10 protein-coding genes and 4 pseudogenes are annotated in these 16,756 nt (G+C 66.3%); 11 read left to right on the forward strand and 3 right to left on the reverse strand.

Annotated features, from left to right (window positions below; translation table 11 throughout):
* Positions 1–148 precede the first annotated feature (148 nt).
* From AC2W7L_RS11830 to AC2W7L_RS11850, 5 genes and pseudogenes are all read left to right on the forward strand, one after another.
* The gene (locus tag AC2W7L_RS11830) at positions 149–973 is read left to right on the forward strand and encodes a hydroxypyruvate isomerase family protein (RefSeq protein WP_486004622.1); all 825 of its coding nucleotides are present in this window, start codon (positions 149–151) and stop codon (positions 971–973) included.
* 34 nt (positions 974–1,007) lie between these two features.
* Positions 1,008–1,894: pseudogene (locus AC2W7L_RS11835) on the forward strand (2-hydroxy-3-oxopropionate reductase).
* A gap of 92 nt (positions 1,895–1,986) precedes the next feature.
* Complete coding sequence (gcl, locus tag AC2W7L_RS11840; protein ID WP_486004623.1) at positions 1,987–3,780, forward strand: glyoxylate carboligase; 1,794 nt, start codon at positions 1,987–1,989, stop codon at positions 3,778–3,780.
* A 112-nt stretch (positions 3,781–3,892) separates the two neighbouring features.
* Positions 3,893–5,229 (forward strand): annotated as a pseudogene (gene allB, locus AC2W7L_RS11845) (allantoinase AllB); the annotation flags it as partial.
* Positions 5,230–5,323: 94 nt separating this feature from the next.
* Positions 5,324–6,313 carry a DUF559 domain-containing protein gene (locus AC2W7L_RS11850; RefSeq protein WP_486004624.1) on the forward strand — a complete coding sequence of 330 codons (990 nt, stop codon included), beginning with the start codon at positions 5,324–5,326 and terminating at the stop codon, positions 6,311–6,313.
* 89 nt (positions 6,314–6,402) lie between these two features.
* Here AC2W7L_RS11850 and bcp read toward each other — a convergent pair whose 3' ends face one another.
* Positions 6,403–6,882 carry a thioredoxin-dependent thiol peroxidase gene (gene bcp / locus AC2W7L_RS11855; protein WP_486004625.1) on the reverse strand — a complete coding sequence of 160 codons (480 nt, stop codon included), beginning with the start codon at positions 6,880–6,882 and terminating at the stop codon, positions 6,403–6,405.
* A 55-nt stretch (positions 6,883–6,937) separates the two neighbouring features.
* A pseudogene (locus tag AC2W7L_RS11860) lies at positions 6,938–8,089 on the reverse strand (glycerate kinase); the annotation flags it as partial.
* Positions 8,090–8,270: 181 nt separating this feature from the next.
* On the opposite strand from AC2W7L_RS11860, the gene uraD reads away from it, so the two are divergent.
* From uraD to aceE, 4 genes and pseudogenes are all read left to right on the forward strand, one after another.
* The gene (uraD, locus tag AC2W7L_RS11865) at positions 8,271–8,762 is read left to right on the forward strand and encodes a 2-oxo-4-hydroxy-4-carboxy-5-ureidoimidazoline decarboxylase (protein WP_486004626.1); all 492 of its coding nucleotides are present in this window, start codon (positions 8,271–8,273) and stop codon (positions 8,760–8,762) included.
* Positions 8,759–9,082 (forward strand): hydroxyisourate hydrolase, encoded by a 324-nt coding sequence (uraH, locus tag AC2W7L_RS11870; protein ID WP_062861137.1) that lies wholly within the window; start codon positions 8,759–8,761, stop codon positions 9,080–9,082. Before uraD ends, uraH begins: the two co-directional genes overlap by 4 nt.
* A gap of 155 nt (positions 9,083–9,237) precedes the next feature.
* Positions 9,238–10,125: a factor-independent urate hydroxylase gene (gene pucL / locus AC2W7L_RS11875; RefSeq protein ID WP_486004627.1), complete on the forward strand. Its 888-nt coding sequence runs from the start codon at positions 9,238–9,240 to the stop codon at positions 10,123–10,125.
* Positions 10,126–10,219: 94 nt separating this feature from the next.
* Positions 10,220–12,966 (forward strand): annotated as a pseudogene (gene aceE, locus AC2W7L_RS11880) (pyruvate dehydrogenase (acetyl-transferring), homodimeric type).
* Positions 12,967–12,985: 19 nt separating this feature from the next.
* Here the strand turns inward: aceE and AC2W7L_RS11885 are convergent.
* On the reverse strand, positions 12,986–13,765 hold the full coding sequence (locus tag AC2W7L_RS11885) for an IclR family transcriptional regulator (RefSeq protein ID WP_486004628.1): 780 nt from the start codon (positions 13,763–13,765) through the stop codon (positions 12,986–12,988).
* A 162-nt stretch (positions 13,766–13,927) separates the two neighbouring features.
* On the opposite strand from AC2W7L_RS11885, the gene AC2W7L_RS11890 reads away from it, so the two are divergent.
* Both AC2W7L_RS11890 and AC2W7L_RS11895 read left to right on the forward strand, forming a co-directional pair.
* Positions 13,928–15,307: an NAD-dependent malic enzyme gene (locus tag AC2W7L_RS11890; protein ID WP_486004629.1), complete on the forward strand. Its 1,380-nt coding sequence runs from the start codon at positions 13,928–13,930 to the stop codon at positions 15,305–15,307.
* A 108-nt stretch (positions 15,308–15,415) separates the two neighbouring features.
* Positions 15,416–16,723, forward strand: a complete 1,308-nt coding sequence (locus AC2W7L_RS11895) for a DUF6986 family protein (RefSeq protein WP_486004630.1) — start codon at positions 15,416–15,418, stop codon at positions 16,721–16,723.
* Positions 16,724–16,756: the final 33 nt, after the last annotated feature.

Genomic DNA, 16,756 nt, shown 5'->3' on the forward strand with positions numbered 1-16,756 from the left:
AACCTCGCGCGAGGTTGCTGGGCCGCCGTCAGGTAGTTCTGGGGGAAAGGTCTTGACGGGGACTCCGCGGGCTGTCTATGCTGATTTCACGGAATGGAAACAAAACTTCCATAATACGGAAAACAGAGGCAACTCAAAGGAGAGCTCCATGTCCCCGAACTTCACCTCACCCGGCAGCTACGTCCTCAACTGCTCCACCCTGCTCGCCGAGGTGCCCGTTCTCGAGCGGGCTCAGGCCGCGAAGGATGCGGGTTTCGACGAGGTCGAATTCTGGTGGCCCTTCGACGGGAACCCGACCCCATCCTCGGCGGAGGTCGATGAGTTCATCGCTTCCCTCGAATCCGCAGGGGTCGCCCTCAAAGGTCTGAACTTCTGGGCCGGGAACATGGCCGCGGGCGATCGCGGAATGGTCTCGATCATCGGAGCCGAAGAGGACTTCGCGGCCAATGTCGCCATCGTCGTCGAGATCGGCCGACGCACCGGCTGCCGCGCCTTCAATGCGCTCTACGGACTGCGCACCGACGGCCAGGACCCGGCCGGACAGTACGCCACGGCCGCCGCCAACCTGGCGCTGGCCGCCGGCAAGGTCGCCGAGATCGGCGGAACTGTCCTCGTCGAACCCGTCTCCGGAGCCGAGGGCTACCCGCTCAAGCGATACGCCGACGCCGCCGAGGTGGTCGCAAAGGTCCGGGCCGACGGACCCCAGAACATCGCCGTGCTCGCCGACTTCTACCACATGCACGTCAACGGCGACGACGTCCCGGCCGTCATCGAGGCCGAAGCCGCGAACTTCGGCCACATCCAGATCGCCGACGCCGACGGCCGCGGAGCACCGGGAACCGGATCGCTGCCGCTGCGTGACTGGATCGACCGCGCTTACACTCTCGGCTACACCGGATCCGTGGCGCTCGAATACAAACAGGACCGCGCAACCGCCTTCGACTGGCTCGACCGCGCCGCCCAGACCGCCTGACCATCACCACCGACGACTTGAAGGAAACCCCACCATGTCCAAGACCATCGCTTTCATCGGACTCGGCATCATGGGCCTGCCCATGGCCAAGAACCTCGTCGCCGCCGGATTCGACGTCCGCGGCTTCAACCGCACCCCGCCAAGGCCGACGCCCTCGCCGAGGCGGGTGGCAGTGCCGCCGCCACCATCGCCGAGGCGGTGGCCGGGGCCGATGTCATCATCACCATGGTTCCCGACTCACCCGACGTCGAAGCCGTGCTGACCGGCGACGACGGAATCCTCGCCCACGCGTCTGCCGGGTCCACCTGGATCGACTTCTCCACCATCCGCCCCGATGTCGCGAAGGACTTGGCCGAACGGGCCAAGGCTGCTGGCCTCAAACCGCTCGACGCCCCCGTCTCCGGCGGCGAACCCGGAGCCGTCGACGGTGTCCTCTCTGTCATGGTCGGCGGCGACCAGGCCGACTTCGATGCGGTCTCCGACGTCTTCGAAGCCGTCGGCAAGACCATTGTCCTCGTCGGCCCCTCGGGAGCCGGCCAGACGGTCAAGGCCGCGAACCAGCTCATGGTCGCCGGCAATATCGGACTGCTGGCCGAAGCCGTCGTCTTCCTCGAAGCCTATGGAGTCGAAACGGGTGCGGCACTGCAGGTCCTCGGCGGCGGGCTGGCCGGATCCAAGGTGCTCGATCAGAAGGGGCAGAAGATGCTCGATCGCTCCTTCGACCCCGGATTCCGGCTTGAACTCCACCACAAGGACATGGGCATCGTCACCGCCGCCGCCCGCGAGGCAGGAGTGGCGATCCCGCTCGGCGCCACGGTCGCCCAGCTCGTCGGCGCAACGGTGCAGCAGGGCAACGGAGGTCTCGATCATTCGGGTCTCTTCACCGTCGTCGAAGCCCTCTCCGGCAAGAACGAGAACTGAACGACCGCCTCGGCGCCGGTGATCTCACCACTCAACCCCGAACCGAGCCGGCGACAGCGTCGTCGCCGGCTCCAGAACAAAGGACTCAACCCATGACACGCATGCGCGCAGTCGACGCCGTTGTGCTCATCCTCGAGAAGGAAGGCGCCACCGAGACCTTCGGGCTGCCGGGAGCGGCGATCAACCCGCTCTACTCGGCGATGAAGGCTCACGGCGGAATCCGCCACACCCTGGCCCGGCACGTCGAAGGAGCCTCGCATATGGCCGACGGGTACACCCGTTCGGCACCGGGCAACATCGGAGTCTGCCTGGGCACCTCGGGCCCGGCCGGCACCGACATGATCACCGGGCTCTACGCCGCGGCCGCGGACTCCCAGCCGATTCTGTGCATCACCGGCCAGGCGCCCGTCGCCGTGCTCGACAAGGAGGACTTCCAAGCCGTCGACATCGCCTCGATCGCGAAGCCCGTGACGAAGATGGCAAAGACGGTGCTCGAAGCCGGGCAGGTGCCCGGCGTCTTCCAGACCGCCTTCCAGTTCATGCGCTCGGCCCGTCCCGGACCTGTGCTCATCGACCTGCCCATCGACGTGCAGCAGACCGAGATCGAATTCGACATCGACGCCTACGAACCGCTGACCCCGGCAAAGCCCGCGGCCACCTCGGGGCAGGCGGAGAAGATCCTCGACCTCATCGCCGAGGCGGAGCACCCGATCATCATCGCAGGCGGGGGAGTCATCAATGCCGATGCCGCCGACCGCCTCGTCGAATTCGCCGAACTCACGTCCATTCCGGTCTCACCGACCCTCATGGGCTGGGGTGCGATCCCGGACGACCACCCGTTGGCCGCGGGCATGGTCGGCATCCAGACGCATGTGCGCTACGGCAATGCGACCTTCCTCGAATCCGACCTCGTCATCGGCATCGGCAACCGCTGGGCCAACCGCCACACCGGTGACCTCGACGTGTACCGGAAGGGTCGGAAATTCGTCCACATCGACATCGAACCCACCCAGATCGGACGCGTCTTCGCCCCCGACTTCGGTGTCGCCTCGGACGCGGGAGCCGCACTCGATGCGCTGCTGGCAGCTGTACGGTCTCGGGCGGGAGGGCTGCCGGACTTCACCGGTTGGGCCGGCGAATGCACGGCACGGAAGTCGACCGAGCACAGGAAGACGAACTTCACCGAGGTGCCGATCAAACCGCAACGCGTCTACCAGGAGATGAACCAAGCCTTCGGCCGCGACGTCACCTATGTCTCGACGATCGGGCTCAGCCAGATCGCCGGCGCCCAGATGCTCCACGTCTACCGGCCCCGGCACTGGATCAACGCGGGACAGGCCGGACCCCTGGGCTGGACCGGACCGGCCGCGCTCGGCGTGGCCAAGGGCAAACCGGAGGAGACCGTGGTGGCGCTGTCCGGTGACTACGACTTCCAGTTCATGATCGAAGAGCTCGCCGTCGGCGCGCAGCACAACATCCCCTACGTCCACGTCGTCGTCAACAACTCCTACCTGGGGCTCATCCGGCAGTCCCAGCGCGGATTCGAGATGGACTACGAAGTCTCGCTGGCCTTCGAGAACATCAACGCCGCCGGCTCCGCATCGTCCGGATACGGCGTCGACCATGTGGCCGTGGCCCAGGGACTCGGCTGCAAGGCGCTGCGGGTCGAGGACCCCGAACTCATCGGGGAGGGCCTCCGAGTGGCCAAGGAGCTCATGGACGAACACCAGGTGCCGGTGGTTGTCGAGGTCATCCTCGAACGCCTCACGAACATCTCGATGGGTGCAGCCCTCGACCAGATCAACGAATTCGAGACCCTCGCCCAGACTCCGGCCGACGCTCCGACGGCGCTGAGCCCGATGGGCGAACTGGCCGCGGCGAAATAGGCTGGGTCGAACCGATTGAGGGCTGGGCCGAACCGCCCGAGCCGAGTAGGCTAGAACGGTATACCGAAAATTCATTCACCGGCCTTCCGGGGCGGGCGACCGAGGAGGAACATTGAGCAACGACGCCGACTTCGACCTGATCATCCATGCCGAGAAGGCTCTGCTGCCTGAGGGCATCGAACCGGTGACGATCGGGGTCAGGGACGGGAAGATCGCCGCGATCTCCCGCGGTGGACAGGATCTGGGCGCGACCGCCTCGGCGGGGGCAGAAGTCATCGAGATTGAGGATGATCGGGTGCTGCTGCCCGGACTCGTCGACTCCCATGTCCACGTCAACGATCCCGGTCGCGCCGAGTGGGAGGGCTTCGCCAGCGCCACCCGCGCGGCCGCGGCGGGGGGAGTGACGACGATCGTCGACATGCCGCTGAACTCTCTGCCACCGACGGTCGATGTCACGGCGTTGGAGACCAAACGTGAGGTCGCCGCACCGAAGGCCTTCGTCGACGTCGGCTTCTGGGGTGGGGCGATCCCCGGCAACACTGCGGACCTGCGGCCCCTGCACGACGCCGGCGTCTTCGGGTTCAAATGCTTCCTCGAGGACTCCGGAGTTGAGGAGTTCCCGCCGCTGGAACCGGCCGAGATGACCGCGGACATGGCCGAGATCGCCTCCTTCGACGGAATGCTCATCGTCCACGCCGAGGATCACGAGGTGATGACCTCGGCGCCGAAGAACTCGGGTCCGAAGTTCGCCGACTTCCTCGCCACGCGCCCCCGCGAGGCCGAGAACGTCGCGATCGGCCGCGTCATCGACGCCGCTCGTGAGACCGGAGCAAGGGCGCACATCCTGCACCTGTCCTCGGCGGATGCGCTGGAGCAGATCGCCGCGGCCAAGGCCGAGGGGATCAAGCTCACCGTCGAGACCTGCCCGCACTACCTCGTCTTCACCGCCGAGGAGATCCCGGATGGGGCGACGACGCACAAGTGCTGCCCGCCGATCCGTGAGGAATCGAACCGTGAGGCGCTGTGGCAGGGGCTCATCGACGGCACGATCGACTGCATCGTCTCCGACCACTCGCCGTCGACGCCGAGCTCAAGCTGCTCGACACCGGTGATTTCGGTGCGGCATGGGGCGGGATCTCGTCGTTGCAGCTCGGCCTTTCGCTTGTGTGGACAGAAGCTGCGAAGCGCGGGATCGACCTCGCCGGGGTGGTCCGCTGGATGTCCGCGGCACCGGCGGCCGTGGCCCGGGTCGAGGGCAAGGGAGCGATCGCCGAGGGCAATGACGCGGACTTCGCCGTGTTCGCCCCCGACGAGGAGTGGACGGTGCGGGCCACGGAGCTCTGGCACCGCAACCAGATCAGCGCGTATGACACCCGCACCGTCCGCGGTCGGGTCACGCAGACCGTGCTGCGCGGCACCCCGGTCGACTTCGAGACCCCCGCCGGCCGCCGTCAGGTAGTTGTGGGGAGAAGTTATCCACAGGTTGTTCTCAGGTATTGTCTTTTGATGGTCAAGAGTGCAGTTTGGTGTCATGTACCTAAGTATGACGACGCAGAAACTCTATCGGCTCGGGTTCACCAAAGACGAGATTCGGCGCGGGGAGAAGTGCTGCCTCGAACGCGTAGCGCGAGGACGATATGTGGCCACCGGCTCCTGCACGGACGCGCGACATGAGCCGATCTGGTCGGCACTGAGTGAAGAGGACTTCGAGGAGTTCGGCCACCACGGCGACATGCGTGATGAGATCGAGCGTCTTCGCGTACTCATCCGGACTCGGGCTGAGAAGATCCACACCGCGTCTGGACGGTGGCGAGTGACGAAGGGGCGCGAGGTCTTCTCGCATCTGTCGGCGGCGCTCATCCACGGCCTCCCGATCGCTTATCCGGCCGAGTCCAGGGTGGAGGTGCTGCGTCCCAACATCAGCCGCAAGTACAAGCACCTCTATGTCCGGGACAGAGAGGTTCCGTCACCACATCGCCAGATGGTCGGCATCTATGCGGTGACGACGATGGAACGGACGCTCATCGACGTCGCCCGCGACTACGGACCCGATATGTCGGTGCCGATGCTCGACGAGGTGATCCGCCGACGCCGCACCGCGCGATTCCGCATCGAGGCGGTGCTGGCCGAATGCCCCGAACTACGCGGGGACGCGGCGGTGCTGCGCGCCCTCGACCTCACCGACGGCAGGCGCGAAGCCCCGTCGGAGTCGATCGCAGCAGTGCGCTTCTTTGAGCACGGAATCATCGGCTTCGAACCGCAAGTCGAATTCTTCGACCACTCCGGAGGCGTTGTCGCCCGAGTCGACTTCTGCAATCACGATGCCCGTCTGATCATCGAGATTGACGGCATGGAGAAGTACACGATGAATGGACTTTCGCCGGAAGAGAGCATCGCCGCGGAGAAGGCGCGTCAGGCCGCACTCGAAGCCAGGGGGTACACGATCATCCGGCTCACATACGGCGATCTCTTCCGTGCGGCTCCGTTCGAGCGGATCCTCGGTGAGCTCGCCACCCGGCTGCGCACGAACTGAGTGCCCGGAAACGCTCCCAGACGCAGGTGGCGGCGGTGGTGCCACCTCGCGCGAGGTGGCACGGCCGCCGCCAGGTAGTAATTGGAGGGTCAGGCGTTGAGCTCTTCGCGGAGGCGGGCTACGTGGCCGCGGGCGTCGACGTTGTACTCGGCGTGGGTGAGCGTGCCGTCGGCGCCGATGACGAAGGTCGAGCGCTGTGTGCCCTGGAACGTGTGCTCGCCGATCGTCTTCTGCCCATAGCTGCCGTAGGCCTTCGCCACCGCAGCGCCCGGGTCGGAGAGCAGCGAGAAGGTCAGCCCCTCCTCGGCGGCGAATTCCTTGAGCGATTCGGTGTCATCGGGGGAGACCCCGAGAACCTCGAAGCCCGCGGCCGCCAGCGCCGAGAGGTTGTCCCGGAAATCGCAGGCCTCCGTCGTGCAGCCCGGCGATGCGGCCTTCGGGTAGAAGTAGAGGATGACGCTGCGGCCGGCATAGTCGGCCTTCGACACCGTCCGCCCCTCGGCGTCGGTGAGCGTGAAGTCGGGAGCGATGTCTCCGACGGTGAGCTGAGTCTGAGTGGTCGTGGTCATGGTGCGTCCTTTCGTCGTTGAATGGTGCGTCCGGCGGCGAGCTGAGTGCGCACGCCTGCGCAGCCGTGTCCTCGATGAGCGCTTCGGCGCGCTCGGACAGAGTGGTGAGGTCCGCCGGTCCCGATGCGATCGACAACGCCGCCGTGATCCCGGCATCTCGGCATTCCGCGGCGGTCAGACCGACCCGACCGGCGATGACGATCACCCTCGCCGAGGCGGGGGCATGGTCCCGCACGGCCGCGACGACTTTCCCGCCCAAGGATTGGGAATCAAATGACCCCTCTCCCGTGAGCACGAGATCGGCGTCGGCCAGAGCCTCGGACAGTCCCACGGCCTCGGCGACCATCGTCGATCCGGGCACCACCTCGGCGCCGAGCAGCATCGTCAGTGCCAGCGGTATCCCACCGGCGGCCCCGAATCCCGGCGTCGCCGCCAGGTCGTTGGCTTCGGCAGAGGTGCCGGTGAGCACCTCGGCCAAGTGACCGAGCCCGGAATCGAGCACGTCCACCGAGTTCGCGTCCGCTCCCTTCTGCGGACCGAAGACCGCGGCAGCCCCGCAGGGCCCGGTGAGCGGATTGTCGACGTCGACGGCGATGCGCCACCGCACTGCCGTCGCCCGCCGGTCCAGCCCTGCTGTGTCGACCGCGGAGATCGCGGCCAAGCCGCCTCCGCCCGGCGCGACCGCCTGACCGGCAGCATCGGTGAAGCGGGCACCGAGGGCGGTCAGTATTCCGGTCCCGCCGTCCGTGCTCGCCGAACCGCCGATGCACAGCAGGATCTCCTCGACCCCGAGGTCGAGGGCCGCGGCCGCGATGAGTCCGACGCCGAAGGTATCGGCGCGCTCGGGCTGCAGTTCGACGTCCGAGACCTGCGGCAGGCCGTTGGCCTGTGCCGCTTCGATGACCGCGGTCTTTCCGTCAGGGGAGAGGCCGAAGTCCGCCGAGGCGGCCCTGCCCAGGGCATCGACCGTGTCCACAGTGCGCGGCCGAGTTCCCCACACGGCGAGCAGGGCGTCGAGCGTGCCCTCCCCGCCGTCGGCGAAGGGCAGTTCGGTGACCCGCGCTTCGGGGAGCACCGCTCGGACGCCGCGGGCCATGGCAGCTGCGGCGGCAGGAGCGGAGGCTGAGCCCTTGAAGGAGTCAGGGGCGCAGACGATTGACGGGGTCTGATCTGTCGTTGTCAGGCTCATGCACTCATTCAACCTCATCGTCGATGGTCGGGTGTGCGGCGGTTGCCACACGAACAGTATCCACCATACGGAAGAAAGTTTCCATAAAAATGTGTGAGCAATTTGACTTTGCCGATGGCGCCCAGCAGACTCGGATCAGTTGTTCGGAAATGGTATTCCGAACGGTGAAAGTCATTCAGCGCCTGCCTAGGAGGTCACCGTGGACCTGGCCGAGTTCAATCGACTCCCGGCCGATGACGCCCGCGGAGTTCTGCGTCCCTGCCTCGATGTCGACCGGTGGATCGACGCGATCGTCGATGCCCGCCCCCTGACCGACCTCGACTCCGCGACGGCCGCGTCCCGATCCGCTGCACCGCTGACCACCGCCGAGATCGACGCGGCCATGTCCCACCATCCGCGCATCGGTGAGAAGGCGAAGGGCGAGAGCGCCGAGGCGGCCCACTCGAGCCGTGAACAGGCCGGACTCGGCACCCTGGAAGCAGATGTGCAGTCCCAGCTGGCCGCCGGAAACGCCGCCTACGAGGCCCGCTTCGACCGCGTCTTCCTCATCCGCGCCGCCGGGCGCACGCCCGAGGAGGTCCTCTCCGAACTGCGTCGCCGCATGGACAACACCGCCGAGGAAGAGACCGCCGAGGTCGGGCAGCAGCTCATCCAGATCGCCGAACTGAGACTCGAAGGAATCCTCTCATGAGCTTCATCACCGCCCACGCCCTCGACTCGATGGTCGGCACCCCGGCCGCCGACCTCGAGGTCACGCTCTACTCCGGTGACGAGGTCATCGTCTCGGCCCGCACCGACGACAACGGGAGGGTCTCCGACTTCGGCCCCGATCACCTCGAGCCGGGGGACTACCGGATCGTCTTCGGCACCGGCGACTACTTCGCGGCCCGGGAGATCGACCACTTCCACCCCGTCGTCACCATCGACTTCACTGTCCAGGCCGGCCAGGAGCACTATCACATTCCGCTGCTGCTCAGCCCCTTCGCCTACAGCACCTACCGCGGCAGCTGAGCCGCGCCCACAACCGCTCACAGGGGAAGCAGGCCCCCTGCAGGATCTCCATCCTCAACAAACCGCCGAAGCCGACCGGTCCCATCCGGCAGGCCTCGACAATCGAATGGTCACGGTGTGCGCAGACTCGCACGCCGACGAACTGGAGGAAGAAAATGAGCAGCAAGGTCCGACTGACATCGAACCAGTACGGCAAGGCGGAGAACCGACTCATGCGGGTCTACCGCGATTCCGATCGCCACGAGATCCGCGATCTCAATGTCACCTCGCAGCTGTGGGGCGACTTCGAGACCGCTCACACCGAAGGCAACAACGAACACGTCGTCGCCACCGACACCCAGAAGAACACGGTCTTCGCGAAGGCCAAGGAGCTGGGCGTGAGCTCGCCCGAACAGTTCCTCATGGGTCTGGCCGACCACTTCACCTCAAGCTTCGACTGGGTCACCGGCGGTCGCTGGGAAGCCGAAGAATACGGCTGGGACCGGATCAACGACCACAAGCACTCGTTCTTCAAGTCCGCGCCCGAGGTCCGCACCGTCATCTTCACCCGTGACGACGACAAGGACACGCTGATCTCCGGCTTCAACGGACTCACCGTGCTCAAGACCACGGAATCGGGATTCGTCGGCTATCCGAAGGACAAGTACACGACTCTGCCGGAGACCGAGGACCGGATCCTGGCCACCGATATCGCCACCCGCTGGATCTACAACACCACCGACCTCGACTTCGAGGCCGTGTACACCAAGGTCAAGGAGATCATCCTCGATTCCTTCACCGACCACTTCTCCCACGCCCTGCAGCACACGCTGTACCAGATGGGCGAGAAGGTCATCGAGGCTGTGCCGGAGATCGACGAGATCCGCTTCTCCTGCCCGAACAAGCACCACTTCCTCTATGACATCGAACGTTTCGGACTCGAGAATCCGAACGAGGTCTTCATCGTCGCCGACCGCCCCTACGGCCTCATCGAAGCCACCTTCACCCGTGAAGGCGTCGACGAGAACAAGGACGCATGGGCACAGGTCGCCGGCTTCTGCTGAGATCTGAACATCACCTGCTGAGACAGGCTTTCCATCTCCGGGCTCCCGGGGTACTGTTCCGGGAGCCCGGACCCCGTGAGAAGGAAACCCCGATATGACACAGGACACAACCTCGGCGAGTCCGAGGGGAATCACCGACGAAGAGGTCGATGAATGGATCGAGTCCTGGGAAGGGCTCGTCGACGCGCGCGGAACCCAGCGCGCGGCCGAGATCATGGAGGCGCTGCGTGCACGCGCGGCCACGAACTCCGTCGCCCAGCCCAAGGTCACCACCACTGACTACGTCAACACCATCCCCGTCGACCAGGAGCCGTTCTATCCCGGCGAGGAGAAGGTCGAACGCCGCTTCCGCCGATGGCTGCGCTGGAACTCCGCCATGCTCGTCCACCGGGCACAGCGGCCCGAGATCTCCGTGGGCGGACACATCTCCACCTACGCGGGTGCGGCCACGCTCTACGAAATCGGATTCAACAACTTCTTCCGCGGCCAGGACCATCCCGGCGGCGGCGATCAGGTCTTCTTCCAGGGCCATGCCTCACCGGGAATGTACGCCAGGGCGTTCCTCGAGGGCCGCCTGACCGAGGCCGACCTCGACGGGTTCCGGCAGGAGGTCTCACGCGCCCCGCACGGACTGAGCTCGTATCCGCACCCGCGGCTGATGCCGGAATTCTGGCAGTTCCCGACCGTGTCGATGGGTCTGGGCCCGATCAACGCGATCTATCAGGCGCAGATGAACCGATACCTCCACAACCGCGGCATCTCCGACACCTCGGACCAGCGGGTCTGGGCGTTCCTCGGCGACGGCGAGATGGACGAACCCGAATCGCGCGGTGCCCTGCAGCTGGCCGCGAACGAAGGGCTGGACAACCTCACCTTCGTCATCAACTGCAACCTCCAGCGCCTCGACGGGCCCGTGCGCGGCAACGGCAAGATCGTCCAGGAGCTCGAGGCGACCTTCACCGGCGCCGGCTGGGACGTCATCAAGGTGCTATGGGGCCGCGAATGGGACGACCTGCTGGCCAAGGACCGCACCGGTGACCTCGTGAAGATCATGAACGAGACGCTCGACGGGGACTACCAGACCTTCAAGGCCGAATCCGGCGGCTTCATCCGCGACAACTTCTTCGGTCGGACCCCCGCGACGAAGGGGCTCGTCGACCACCTGTCCGACGACGACATCTGGAACCTCAAGCGCGGCGGCCACGACTATCACAAGGTCTTCGCCGCCTACCAGAAGGCCGTGAACACCAAGGGCAAGCCCACCGTCATCCTCGTCCAGACCGTCAAAGGCTACGGACTGGGCACGACGTTCGAGTCCCGCAACGCCACCCACCAGATGAAGAAGTTCACCGCCGACGATGTCAAGGCCTTCCGTGATCGGATGGACATCCCGATCAGCGACAAGGTCATCGACGAAGACCCGTACGCGGTGCCCTACTACCATCCGGGCAAGGACTCCGAGGAGATCCAGTACATGCTCGACCGCCGGCGTCAGCTCGGCGGATTCCTGCCGGCGCGGAAGCCGGAGAACAATCGGATCACCCTGCCTGCACCGAGTGACAAGGCGTTCGCGCAGACGAAGAAGGGCTCGGGGCAGCAGATGGCCGCCTCGACGATGGCCTTCGTCCGGCTGCTCAAGGACCTCATGCGAGAGAAGGGGCTGGGCGAGCGGATCGTGCCCATCATCCCCGATGAGGCCCGCACCTTCGGCATCGACGCGTTCTTCCCGACCGCGAAGATCTACAACCCGAACGGACAGAACTACCTCGCCGTCGACCGCGAGATGTTCCTCTCCTACAAGGAAGCGACCAGCGGTCAGCTCCTCCACGTGGGCATCAACGAGGCCGGTGCCGCCGCCGGATTCACCGCTGCGGGAACCTCGTACTCCACCCACGGCGAACCGATGATCCCGATCTACGTGTTCTACTCGATGTTCGGGTTCCAGCGCACCGGCGACGCCTTCTGGGCCGCCGGCGACCAGATGACCCGCGGGTTCATCATCGGCGCCACCGCCGGACGGACGACCCTGACCGGGGAAGGACTCCAGCACGCCGACGGGCATTCCCCGGTGCTCGCGGCCACGAATCCGGCCGTGCGCGTCTATGATCCGGCCTACGGCTACGAGATCGGGCATATCGTCCGCGACGGCCTCCACCGCATGTACGGCGAGCACGACCTCGGCGAGGACGAGCGCAACGTCATGTACTACCTCACCGTGTACAACGAGCCGATGCTCCAGCCCGCCGAACCCGAGGACGTCGACGTCGAAGGCATCCTCAAGGGCATCCACCGCGTCGCCGAGGCGGCCGGAGGCGACCGTCCGCAAGCGCAGCTGCTCGCCTCCGGTGTGGCAGTGCCCTGGGCGCTCGAAGCCCGGGAGCTGCTCTCAGCCGACTGGGGCGTCGACGCCGCCGTATGGTCGGTGACCTCGTGGCGCAGCTGCGCCGTGACGGTCTCGAATGCGAAGCCGCGGAACTCAACGCGGCCGCAGGCGACGACGAACCCGCGGATCGCGTGCCCTATGTGCGGCAGAAGCTGGAAGGTCGGCCGGGGCCGATCGTGGCCACGAGCGATTTCGACTCGACCCAGCCGGACCTCATCCGGCCGTTCCTCGACCACGATTTCGCGACGCTGGGCGCCGACGGGTTCGGCTTCTCCGATACCCGTGCCGCCGCGCGCCGGCACTTCAAGATCGACGCGCACTCGATGGTCGTGCGCACCCTGCAGCTGCTCGCCAAGCGCGGTGAGATCGACGGGTCCATCCCCGCCGAGGCGGCTCGACGTTATCGTCTGGGCGACGTCAACGCCGGCACCTCGGGAACGGCCGGCGGAGACTCCTGACCCGATCGGAGAACTGAAGTCAGCGGCCGCTCTGCATCTCTGCGGAGATGCGGGCGGCCGCGTCTTTGAGCAGCGGGACCGCGCGATCGGCGAACGACTGGTCGACGCGGCTGATCGGCCCCGATACGGAGATCGCCAAGGGAGCGGGGGAGTCGGGGATGGCCATTGCGAAGCAGCGCACTCCGAGCTCCTGCTCCTGTTCGTCGATGGCATAGCCGCGTTCGCGGATGCGCTCGAGCTCGGCCTCGAGACCGTCGATCGTCCCGATGCTGTATTCCGTGGGGGTGGGCATGCCCGCGGTGGTCGCGATATGCCTCACCTGCTCGGAGTCGAGGCCCGCGAGGATGGCCTTTCCGACCCCGGTGGCGTGCATATGGGCACGGCGTCCCACCTCGGTGAACATCCTCATCTGTCGATCCGACGCGACCTGATCGACGTAGACGACCATGTCTCCGTCCATCGTTGCCACATTCGCCGACTCCCCGAGTTCGGCGACGAGCTCGCGCAGATAGGGCCGCGCAATCGCGCCGAGCTGCGAGCCGGCGATATCGCCGAGGCGGACCAGCCCGGGTCCGAGCGCATAGCCGCGATCGGGCAGCTGCCGGACCACACCGAGGTTGACCAGGGTGTTGAGCAGACGGTGGATCGTCGGCAGCGGCAGATTGACGTCCGCGGCGATATGGCTCAGCGTTGCCGAGCCCGCGGAGTTCGCGATGCACTCCAGCAGTCCGAATGCACGTTCGACGGACTGTACGCCGCCCTTGGACTGGCGGATCGCCGGGGAGTCCTTGCTGCTCATCGATGTTCCTTAATCTGTGGGGAGTCTCGGCAGTGAAACTGCGTTCAGTCTAGCCCTCAAATGGAAGAAACTTTCCGAATTCACTGACACCAACTAGAGTTTCCGCTAGGCAAAAGTTATTATCCATAATACGGAAAATCGATATCAAGGAGGATATTGCCCATGGTCGCCACCAGCCCCGGATACTCCATCACTCTGCGCGTCGGCACCGAGGTCGGTCAGGCCTCGACCTCCGACCTCGTCGCCGCAGCCGCAGCCACCGGTGCGTCGGTCACCGCCCTCGACGTCGTCGAGTCCACCCCGCATTCGGTCATCATCGACGTCAGCGCAGACACCCGCGATGTCGCCCACGCCGACGAAGTCTCCGACGCCCTCAATGCACTGACCGGAGTCGAGGTCCACAAGGTCTCGGACCGGACCTTCCTCCTCCACCTCGGCGGGAAGCTCGAATCCACCCCGAAGGTGCCTCTGCGCAACCGCGACGATCTCTCCCGCGCCTACACCCCCGGTGTGGCACGCGTGTGCAAGGCGATCGCCGAGAACAGAGAGGATGCGCGCCGGCTGACGATCAAACGCAACACCGTCGCCGTGGTCACCGACGGCACCGCGGTGCTCGGCCTCGGCGACATCGGCCCCGAAGCGGCCATGCCGGTGATGGAGGGCAAGGCCGTGCTGTTCAAGCAGTTCGCCGACGTCGACGCGTGGCCGGTGGCCCTGGATACGAAGGACACCGAGGAGATCATCGCCATCTGCAAGGCCATCGCCCCGGCCTACGGCGGAATCAACCTCGAGGACATCGCGGCCCCGCGCTGCTTCGAGATCGAGGCCCGACTGCGCGAGGAACTCGACATCCCCGTCTTCCATGATGACCAGCACGGCACTGGCGTCGTCACCCTCGCCGCGCTGAAGAACGCTCTGAAGGTCGTGGACAAGAAGATCGAGGACCTGCGCATCGTCGTCTCCGGAGTCGGCGCGGCCGGCAACGCCATCATCCGCCTCCTGCAGGTCGCGGGAGCCGTGAACATCATCGCCTGCGGCCGCGACGGGGCGATCGGTCCGGACTCGACGGTCGACACCGACCACAAGAAGTGGCTGCAGGCGAACACGAACCCCGAAGGCTTCGCAGGCAGCCTCAAGGAAGCCGTCGTCGGCGCCGACGCATTCATCGGCGTCTCCGCCCCGAACGTGCTGAACGGGGACGATATCGCGGCGATGAACACGGACGCCCTCGTCTTCGCCATGGCCAACCCCGACCCAGAGGTCGACCCAGCCGAGGCGGCGAAGCACGCAGCCGTCGTGGCCACCGGACGCAGCGACTTCCCGAACCAGATCAACAACGTGCTCGCGTTCCCCGGAATCTTCCGCGGCCTCCTCGACGCCGAAGCCCGGGACGTCGGCGAGAACATCATGGTCGCCGCGGCCGACGCCATCGCCTCGTGCATCCCCGAGGACGAACTCCACCCCGGCTACGTCATCCCCTCCGTCTTCGACCCGGAAGTCGCGAAGAAGGTCGCCGAGGCGGTCGCCGAGGTCTCGTTATGAAACCCCAGAGAGCCTCCGTGCCAGGCGGTGGTGAATGAGAGACAATGAGGCCAGGCCCGGCACCGCCGCCTCGCCGTCGAACCCCGTGCAGAGAAAGAGAATGTGAAAGTGGAACGATCAACACTGGCCGATATCGACTCACTGCTGGGGGACACAGACGAGCTTCTGGCGACCGCATACCCCGGGGAACGCGACGTCCGCCAACCCGTCCACACCGTCTACGTCCCCGGTCACCGCACGAGCGCGGACCTGCCGTATCAGTGGGGACAGCAGGCGCTCGAGTGCGTCGAGGCCCATGGCGGAATGCTGCAGCTGGCCGAACGCGTCATCACCGCCGCCCGGAAGGAATCCGGTCCCGCGATCCCCGGCCAGGGGGCCAGCATCCACCAGGTGGCCAGGGAGGCCGAACTCCTCGCCGAGGCGGTCACCGCAAAGCTCGAACGCGAACCGATCGAGGATCTGCGTCTGGACTTCGAAGACGGATTCGGCGATCAGGGCGATGAGACCGAGGACCGGTGGGTCGTCCAGGCCGCCCGCGATGCGGTGGCCGGTCGCACCGAGAAGGGCGCCCCCGGCTTCGTCGGCATCCGGTTCAAATGCATGGAGAAGGCGACCCGGGAGCGCGGCCTGCGCACCCTCGATCTGTTCCTGTCGGAGCTCATCAAGGCTGGCGGCCGACTGCCGGAGAACCTCGTGCTCACCCTCCCGAAGGTCAGCACCGTCGATCAGGTGAGGGCGATGGTGCTCGCCGCTCGGGCGCTGGAAGCCGAGCACAGCCTCGGCGAGGGGACGATCACGTTCGAGATCCAGGTCGAGACCCCGCAGATCGTCCTCGCCGCCGACGGCACCGTGCCACTGGCGGCGTCCCTGCAGGCCGGGGCCGGACGCGTGACTTCGCTGCACTACGGAACGTATGACTATTCGGCGTCGATGGGCGTGGCCGCGGCCTACCAGGCGATGGACCATCCGGTCGCGGACTTTGCGAAGAACCAGATGATGCTCGCCGTCGCCGGCACCGGAGTCCACCTCTCCGACGGGTCGACGAACATCCTCCCGCTCGGCGAACCCGCAGAGGTCCACCATGCGTGGGCGCTGCACGCCGGCCTCGTCCGCCGCCACCTCAAGCGGGGGATCTACCAGGGCTGGGACCTGCACCCGCACCAGCTGCCGACCCGGTTCCTGGCGACCTTCGCCTTCTACCGCGAAGGCGGGGCACGGGCGGCTCAGCGCCTGCACGACTACGTGTTCAAGGCAGATTCGACCGTCCTCGACGAACCCGCCACCGCAAAGGCGCTCGCCCGCTACCTCGACCGGGGGCTCGTCTGCGGCGCCCACACCGAGGAGTTCGTGACCTCGCGGACGAACCTCAGCCTCACCCAACTCGGGCAGCTCGCCCGCACCGGCTCGCTCGACTGAGCAGACGACCACCGACCGAAGGAGACCCCGCAC

It is taken from the genome of Brevibacterium sp. LAARM3_SD1 (assembly GCF_057364765.1).